This window comes from Microcoleus sp. D2_18a_B4 (genome assembly GCF_036702475.1).
Taxonomy (GTDB): Bacteria; Cyanobacteriota; Cyanobacteriia; order Cyanobacteriales; family Microcoleaceae; genus Microcoleus.
In genome coordinates this window covers 1-7,326 of record NZ_JAUBTL010000116.1, presented here as the reverse complement: position 1 = coordinate 7,326, position 7,326 = coordinate 1, and the positions used below count along the sequence as shown (strand labels likewise).

Here is a 7,326-nt window from a genome sequence, read left to right as displayed (position 1 = left end):
AACATCATAGATGTTTATTTTTGTCAACTTTCTTGTTAAGAAAGATCCTTATAAAGCATAGCTTAAGAAGGGGGGGATAAGAGTGTTCCTAAAGTCTCCCAAAATATCGGGGGGGATAAGAGTGTTCGTAAATTCTCCCAAAATATCGGGGGGGATAAGAGTGTTCGTAAATTCTCCCAAAATATCGGGGGGGATAAGAGTGTTCGTCAAGTCTCCCAAAATATCGGGGGGGATAAGAGTGTTCGTCAAGTCTCCCAAAATATCGGGGGGATAAGAGTGTTCCTAAAGTCTCCCAAAATATCGGGGGGGATAAGAGAATTTACTCAAAGTCCCCCTTCTTAAGGGGGATTTAGGGGGATCTGGACTTTTGGATCGACCACGGGGAACTGTGGTTGAGTTTTATTAAATTGTCATGGATCGAGCGCCATATTCTCTTTTTTAGCTCTCTCCTCTGGGTTTTTGAGCATTTCGAGCCGGTCTAAGTCTTCCTGAAAACGGAAAGTTTAAGGGCTGAGTTTTCCCCTGTTTTAATGAAGCAGGGAAGTATTGAAGTAGTTTTTGAAGAAGCTTTAGTGATATTTGTTTGGGCTTTAGACTTTAATCCAAATTTCACCTTTGTGTTCATATTATCAGAAAGCATAAAAAAAGCAAGTGTAAATTCTAACTATTTTAGGAATTACGCATTGTCCACCTGTCATTGCGTGGGAAACGAGCCTGTAGCGGATGTTTCTGGTTGAGGCCGGAATTGCTATCCCTTTGCAAGGCGTAAGTCATAATTAAGTTGCCGTAAAAAAGTCTACACAAACTTTACGATCGCACATAGAACTTGGGTGTATGATAATCGTGAAGAAGCAAAAAATCATATAGATTACGCATTAACAAAGTATTTGTCCGATCGCCCGCCTGACCGTTAGCAAAGCGCGGCAGATGTAAAGCGATCGCCCATTCAGAAAATTTGTTAAGTTTGCGTGAATTCTCAAATAAACAGAAATTTTTGACGATTATTGAAAAATCCTTGTCAACAAAGGATTTTGGTTGAATGTCTGAAGGCATTTAATTAAGTTCTTGCGATCGAATTCATATTAATCAGGGTGCAAAAGTTATGGGTTGGCTAAATTTTGGTGGCAAAAAACGCAAACAGGCTCAAGGTTTTGGGGATTCAAGTAAAACAAAGAGTCGGAAACGACCGAAAAGTTTTATATTAGAAAAAATTGTGAGTCCGAGTGTGGGGGTTGGGGGTTGGCTGCACGAGTTTGACTACTTGCATCAGTTATTGGGTTTTTTGTCGCTGTCGGATTTAGATTTACCTAATTTCTTGGCTGATAGCGGTGTTTGCCCGATCGACCCTTCTGGAGCACCAACTAACAATTTACCGCCCCTGATTGATTTTGACCCGCTGGGTCTGTACCATGATGGGATTGCCACTCAAACTCCTTACAATCCGGGCGGTGCGTTTGAGACTTTGCCGGTTGCTGTAATTCCTGTCGCTCCGCATTCGCCGAATCCTAACAATCCGAATGCAATCCGTCAATTGCTAGATTCTCCTTTTGCTTCTCAGCCGTTGTTGGGGTCGATTGATACTGGTGTGAGTGCGGATAGTCCTTATTTGAATTACGCGAATATAAAGAAGGGCCGCGATTATGTGGGCGGGGATGACAATCCGTTGCTGAAGCCTGGGGAAGGTAGCGAGCACGGTACTTTTATGTTGGGGATTATTGATGCGATTAATAAGACTGCGCCGAAATGGGTGGGAAGGGCGATCGATTCTGGGAGATGGGCTGATTCTTTGGTAGAGTTTGTGGATGCTGCGAAGGCTTCTGGACAGAAAAATGCGATCGCGAATCTCAGTTTGGATTTGACTCAGAAGAATGCTGACGGGATTGTGGAAACGCGCTATGAGTTGACTCCGCCAGAAAGAAGTGCGATCGAATATGCGCGGCAAAATGGGGTAATGCTGGTAGCGGCGGCTGGTAACGACGGCGGTGTGATGTCGGTTTTGGGTCAAGCTTCTCAGGAATTTGACAATATTTTTACTGTTGGGGCTGGGGATATTAACGGGCGATCGATCTATTCTAGTTATGGCCGCGGTTTGGATATTGTGGCGGATGGCGGGACGACTGAACACCCAGGTTTATCGACTGTGGGAAATGATTTGGGCACGATGGCGGGGACTTCGGTTGCGACTGCTAAAGTTGCGGGGGCAGCTTCTTTGGTTTGGGCGGCAAATCCTGCCTTGAACTATCGCCAAGTGATGGAGATTTTGAAGTCTACGGCGAGGGATTTGGGGCCGTCTGGGTGGGATGATGAGACGGGTTTTGGATTTTTGAATACGCTAGCGGCGGTGGATTTGGCGAAGAAGACGCAGCCGGAAGTTTATCAGCCTACAGATTTCGGGACACCGACAACTTGGGGCGGTGAAGGGAAGGTGACACCTAGTGAAAGGGCAGTTAACTTTAACGGGGCAATAGATTGGGGTAAAACTTCTGTACAAAATAACGCAGGGGTAAATCTACGTTCTGGCCCTGGAACTGGTTATGACATTTTAGGCAGGATAAGTTCTGGCGATACACTGGAATTTGACAGTCAGACTGAAGGTGATTTCGTCAACGATCCCAATGGTGAAGGTAGTAGTAGCACTTGGTATCACTTAGCTAATGGTAGTGGCTGGATGTCTGGTTTGTATGTGCAGTATCTTGGTGAGATTGCCTCACCGTCACCCTCTCCTGATCCTTTACCGTCACCCTCTCCTGATCCTTCACCGTCACCTTCTCCTAATCCCTCACCGTCACCTTCTCCTAATCCTTCACCGTCACCTATTAGTACATTTTCGCAGATTGTTCAGGATGTTGGCTATGTGCATGATTTAGGATATTTGCGAGTGCGGAATGGCCCTGGAACAGATGCTAGTGGCTATCAACAAGTGGGGACTGTTTCTCCCGGTAACACGCTGATTTTTGATGGGCAAACTCAAGGGGAAAGTGTTTACGATCCAGCTTTAGGAGAGAGCACAACTTGGTATCACTTGGCTGATGGTAGTGGATGGGTGTCTGGTTTGTATATGGGTGCGGCATCCACTCCAACGCCTTCTCCTTCACCATCACCTACGCAGCCAAATCCTTTTGATAATGTGCGTCAGATGTTCTTGGATGCGGCGAGACAGTATCCGCAAGTGGGGAATGCGATTACTGATGTGCAGGATCAGGGGGGCGGTGTTTTCCGTCAGGAGTTTGAACGGGCGATCATGTATTGGAATGGTCAGCAAGTGACCGTTTATGAGACAAAGGGGCGATCGGTTTCGCCAACTTCCCTGTCTTCTGAGCCTACACCTGTTAATAATATTAATTGGCAGAACTTTAGTCTTCAGGTTGGGGCAACGAAAGGGGTGAATCTTCGCAATAGTCCTCAATTTGGCGATCGGAGTTCGACAAGTATTCCCTATCAGGCATGGATGGAGTTTGATGGTTGGACTTACGGTGAACCTGTGAATGATTTGTGGAATGGCCAGCCTGATTCTTTGTGGCTGAAAGTTAAAGGTCAAAATCTCTGGGTTCCTAGTGCTTATATGATCGGTTATCCGCCTGGTTATAAGCAGCCTGGTTTATCAGGTGGAAATAATGGTAATACTGGAAATAATGGTAATACTGGAGGAAATCAGTCGCTTATTGCTGCTTTAAGGACAGCTATTTTTGGGCAAGAGAGCGGCTACAATTACAAAGCCGTCAATCCTAATTCAGGGGCTTTGGGAATTGCTCAAGTGATGCCCGCAAATATTCCTTCTTGGAGTCGTGAAGCACTAGGGTATGAGATTACTGATAATCAATTCTTGAATAGTCCAGACCTTCAGCTAAAAATTATTGATTACAAGCTGAATCAATATTATCAGCAAGCTATAGCTGCGAGTGGTGGTAATGTTGATATGGCAGTGCGTCGTGTGGCATCAGCTTGGTACTCAGGAAATCCCAATAAATACAATAGTACAACGCCAGAATATACCAATGGTGTTCAATATCCCAGTATTGCTAATTACACGCTTTCCGTTCTTGGCAAATTTCAGCAGGCTTATGGTGGCGGGAGTGTAGGGCCGACTGGTAGTGTCGGAATTGAAGTCACACCGATCAAAGAAGGCCCCATTGGTGTTGTCGAAATTGGAGTCACACCTATTGACGATCCAATTTTGGGAGTAGAAAGAGCATTTTCTCATTCAATAGAAAAACCTTTTAGTCTATATATTCCTGATTACATTGTTGAAGGCACAACTGAAGTTAAGGTTTCTGGAAAATTAGTAGCAGATTCATCGACAATCTCATTGAGTCAAGAAGAGGTTAAACTAAAGCAGAAAATTGATAATATTGAAACAAGTCTAAAAATTGATACGGCTCAAAAAAATTGGTCTATTTCTTTAGGAAGTCAGGAATTAGAATTAGGAGAATCTGGATTGAAAGGAGGTTGGGAGTTAGGTCGTTCTGGGTTTTCAGGAAATATTTTTACAGGGAAGTTTGTAGTAGAAGGAGAGACTAAAATTTCAGGAAACATAAACGAAAGCACAAATCAAAAGGTGGAGGGATCACTAACAGGTCAAGTTTCTGGTCGGTATCATCGGAAACTTGAAGGATCAGCTCAAGAAAAAGTAGCCGAGTTTGTCAGGATAATTATTGCATCTGGTGAAAACCGAGAAGATGCTTATCGCATTTTCCTTGAGAAGAACCCAGACGTTGAGAATTGGATAGGTGATATCGCCAATGGATTTGGGATTTTTGTTAACGCAACAGTCTTTATTGCTGCCATAGTAGGTATTGTCTTAGCTGCTGTGGTGGCTATATTTGGTCCCCCTGGCGATGAACTTGCTTGGATTGCAGTGATTACTGGTCTAGTCAAGGTTGTGACGCAACGGCTCGGCATTGCTTAACAGGTAGTCACGATAAGTGAGGTGAGGAGGAGCAATAACCTTAACCTTCGCTCTTTTTGGATGGAGAGGATCTCGCCCTTTACGACTTTTTCACGGGCGGCGGGCGATCGCTCTTTTAGGAATGGAAAGGTCGATCGCTCTTTTTGGTATGGAAAGGTCGATCGCCCTTGACAACTTTTTCACCGACGACGGGCGATCGCTCTTTTTGACATGGAAAGAGCGATCGCTCTTTGTAACATGGAAAGGTCGATCGGTCTTTTGGGATGGAAAGGGCGATCGCTTGTTGGGGATGCCGGGGCGATCAATGGCAATTTCTACCAATTAATTACCGTTAAACTTGTTACCTTTGCAAACTCTCGATCGGCTGTCACCAAAGTTGCTGAATTTTGGATTGCCATTGCTGCAATAACCGCATCCGGCAGTTTCAAGCGATGTTGCTGGCGAATTTCAATGATTTTCTCAATCAAAATAGCATCCATCGCCCCTAAACCAAGAACATCCACTCGTTGCAGAAACTGCTCAAAAATCTGACGATCGTCTTTAGTCAGCCCAGGAAACACCAGAAACTCAATTTGGCTAATTATTGAAACTCCCAGCCAATCGGCATCTTTAAGTAATTCAACGACTTGAAGATTCCCTTGAAGCAAAGCTACGATCGCATTCGTATCCAACACATAGCGATTACCACTCATCGCGTAGATTCCTCTGCATTGTTACTGCATCTCCCCGCCAAGTTAATCGCCCCACCAAATCAGAGAAATCATAGCTGGGTTTCTGGTTCCCCTCAGACGAAACCGGATTCAAAACAACTAAAATTTCCCGTTCTTTTAGCAATCGTAATGCCGCCCCTACCACTTCAGAAGCTGATGAGTACCTACCGTTTTTGACTGTTGACCGAACAAACTGCTCTAGTTCAGGAGTTAAGGATATATTCATGATGTTGAGTCACCTATTTGAGTCAACTACTACCCTCCATCATAACAAAAGTTATCAAATGTTGTTATTTAACATTTTTGGCTGCGGGAAGATGGCGCGATTACCCCGATCTTTTTGCTAAAATATAAGTAAGCACAACGACTGAATTATGCAGCCTAATATTTTTTATCCGATCGAGGCGATCGCATCGGGCCACCCATTCAACTCTCCTCCCTTCATGTCCCCCCCTTCTTAAGGGGGGCTAGGGGGGATCTATCCTCAACAATCACCCTCAATCAAACCCAGCAACTCCCCACAAACCACCTCAAAACTCTGCAACACCTCAACATTCGTCAACCTGACCACCTTCAATCCATACCCCTGTAAAATCCCGGTTCTTTCTGCATCATATAGTTTCCCTTCTTCCGTAAAATGACTCTCCCCATCAATCTCAATTACTAACTGTAAAGCCGCACAATAAAAGTCTACGATAAAATTGTCGATCGGTCTTTTGGTATAGAAAGGTCGATCGCTCAGAAGAATCGGGTCTTATTTCTCAGCGAGCAACATGATGAATAGATTCAATATATCGCTCAATTTCCTCCTCTGTGCAACTAATTCCCTTCTGCCAAAGTTCATATTCACTGATATCTATCTCATCATTCCAAACCAGTGCATAACCACCAGGTTCAACTGTAAAATTTCGGAAAAACCCAGGATTACTTAAGGTCGTAAACATCGGATTATCTAATAACTTAGAGATGTCGTATTTTTTAAATTCTAGATTGGTAAACTTAACCATCAATGTGCGGTCGTCAATAGCTTTAGCAGAAACAATGCGTTCAGGTTTCATAAACATATCAGAGTTATTTTAATGGTGGAAGTTTACTAAATTCTTGGCTATTCCACATATCCAGCAGTTCTTTCTGGTACAACGTAGCCCATTCTATTACCAGCTTTTGGGCCCGATTCGGTAAATCTCCTTCTATAATTTCTAAAGACTCAATACCGATCAAAGCGTTGTACTCACCGTAAACTGCGTGAAAATGAGGAGGTGGGTGATCCCCAAAGAAAATTTTGATGATTATTCCGTAAAATCGTGCAACTTCTGGCATAAAGGTTCTTTAAAGAATGATACGAGGACTATTATAGCCGAGCCAAGGAGACAATATTAGTTTATCCCAAATCATGTCTACTCGACAACTAGAGCGAGATCCCTTTTTGGCAGGGAAAGGTCGATTGCTCTTTTTGATATGGAAAGGTCGATCGCTCTTTTGGGATGGAAAGGTCGATCGCTTTTTTTACGAATCGCGCGATCGATCGATATTGAGTCAACTTTTCCATAGTACAATTAAAGTATGCAGCCTAATATTTTATCCGATCGCCTCGATCGCATCGGGCCACCCATTCAACTCCCCTCCCTTCATGTCCCCCCCTTCTTAAGCTATGCTTTATAAGGATCTTTCTTAACAAGAAAGTTGACAAAAATAAACATCTATGATGTT

At 43.8% G+C, this 7,326-nt stretch carries 9 protein-coding genes; 2 read left to right on the top strand and 7 right to left on the bottom strand.

Annotation, left to right across the window (positions count from 1 at the left end):
* Positions 1-807 precede the first annotated feature (807 nt).
* Positions 808-1,053 carry a hypothetical protein gene (locus QUB04_RS31975; RefSeq protein ID WP_333290687.1) on the bottom strand — a complete coding sequence of 82 codons (246 nt, stop codon included), beginning with the start codon at positions 1,051-1,053 and terminating at the stop codon, positions 808-810.
* A gap of 49 nt (positions 1,054-1,102) precedes the next feature.
* On the opposite strand from QUB04_RS31975, the gene QUB04_RS31970 reads away from it, so the two are divergent.
* Entirely contained in the window at positions 1,103-4,906 is a 3,804-nt protein-coding gene (locus QUB04_RS31970; protein ID WP_333290686.1) for a S8 family serine peptidase, read from the top strand.
* Between the two features lie 90 nt (positions 4,907-4,996).
* Here the strand turns inward: QUB04_RS31970 and QUB04_RS31965 are convergent, their stop codons facing one another.
* The 6 genes from QUB04_RS31965 to QUB04_RS31940 all read right to left on the bottom strand — a co-directional run bounded on the left by QUB04_RS31965 (position 4,997) and on the right by QUB04_RS31940 (position 6,936).
* Complete coding sequence (locus tag QUB04_RS31965; protein ID WP_333290685.1) at positions 4,997-5,227, bottom strand: hypothetical protein; 231 nt, start codon at positions 5,225-5,227, stop codon at positions 4,997-4,999.
* Complete coding sequence (locus QUB04_RS31960) at positions 5,221-5,598, bottom strand: type II toxin-antitoxin system VapC family toxin (protein ID WP_333290684.1); 378 nt, start codon at positions 5,596-5,598, stop codon at positions 5,221-5,223. Before QUB04_RS31960 ends, QUB04_RS31965 begins: the two co-directional genes overlap by 7 nt.
* Complete coding sequence (locus tag QUB04_RS31955; RefSeq protein ID WP_333290683.1) at positions 5,588-5,842, bottom strand: type II toxin-antitoxin system ParD family antitoxin; 255 nt, start codon at positions 5,840-5,842, stop codon at positions 5,588-5,590. Before QUB04_RS31955 ends, QUB04_RS31960 begins: the two co-directional genes overlap by 11 nt.
* 258 nt (positions 5,843-6,100) lie before the next feature.
* Positions 6,101-6,358 carry an endonuclease domain-containing protein gene (locus QUB04_RS31950; protein ID WP_333290688.1) on the bottom strand — a complete coding sequence of 86 codons (258 nt, stop codon included), beginning with the start codon at positions 6,356-6,358 and terminating at the stop codon, positions 6,101-6,103.
* A gap of 19 nt (positions 6,359-6,377) precedes the next feature.
* Entirely contained in the window at positions 6,378-6,674 is a 297-nt protein-coding gene (locus QUB04_RS31945; RefSeq protein ID WP_333290682.1) for a DUF2442 domain-containing protein, read from the bottom strand.
* 13 nt (positions 6,675-6,687) lie between these two features.
* A complete protein-coding gene (locus QUB04_RS31940) occupies positions 6,688-6,936 on the bottom strand; it encodes a DUF4160 domain-containing protein (protein ID WP_106332426.1) in 249 nt (82 codons plus the stop codon).
* Between the two features lie 73 nt (positions 6,937-7,009).
* Here QUB04_RS31940 and QUB04_RS31935 point away from each other — a divergent pair, with 73 nt between their 5' ends.
* Complete coding sequence (locus tag QUB04_RS31935) at positions 7,010-7,264, top strand: hypothetical protein (protein ID WP_333290681.1); 255 nt, start codon at positions 7,010-7,012, stop codon at positions 7,262-7,264.
* Positions 7,265-7,326 lie beyond the last annotated feature (62 nt).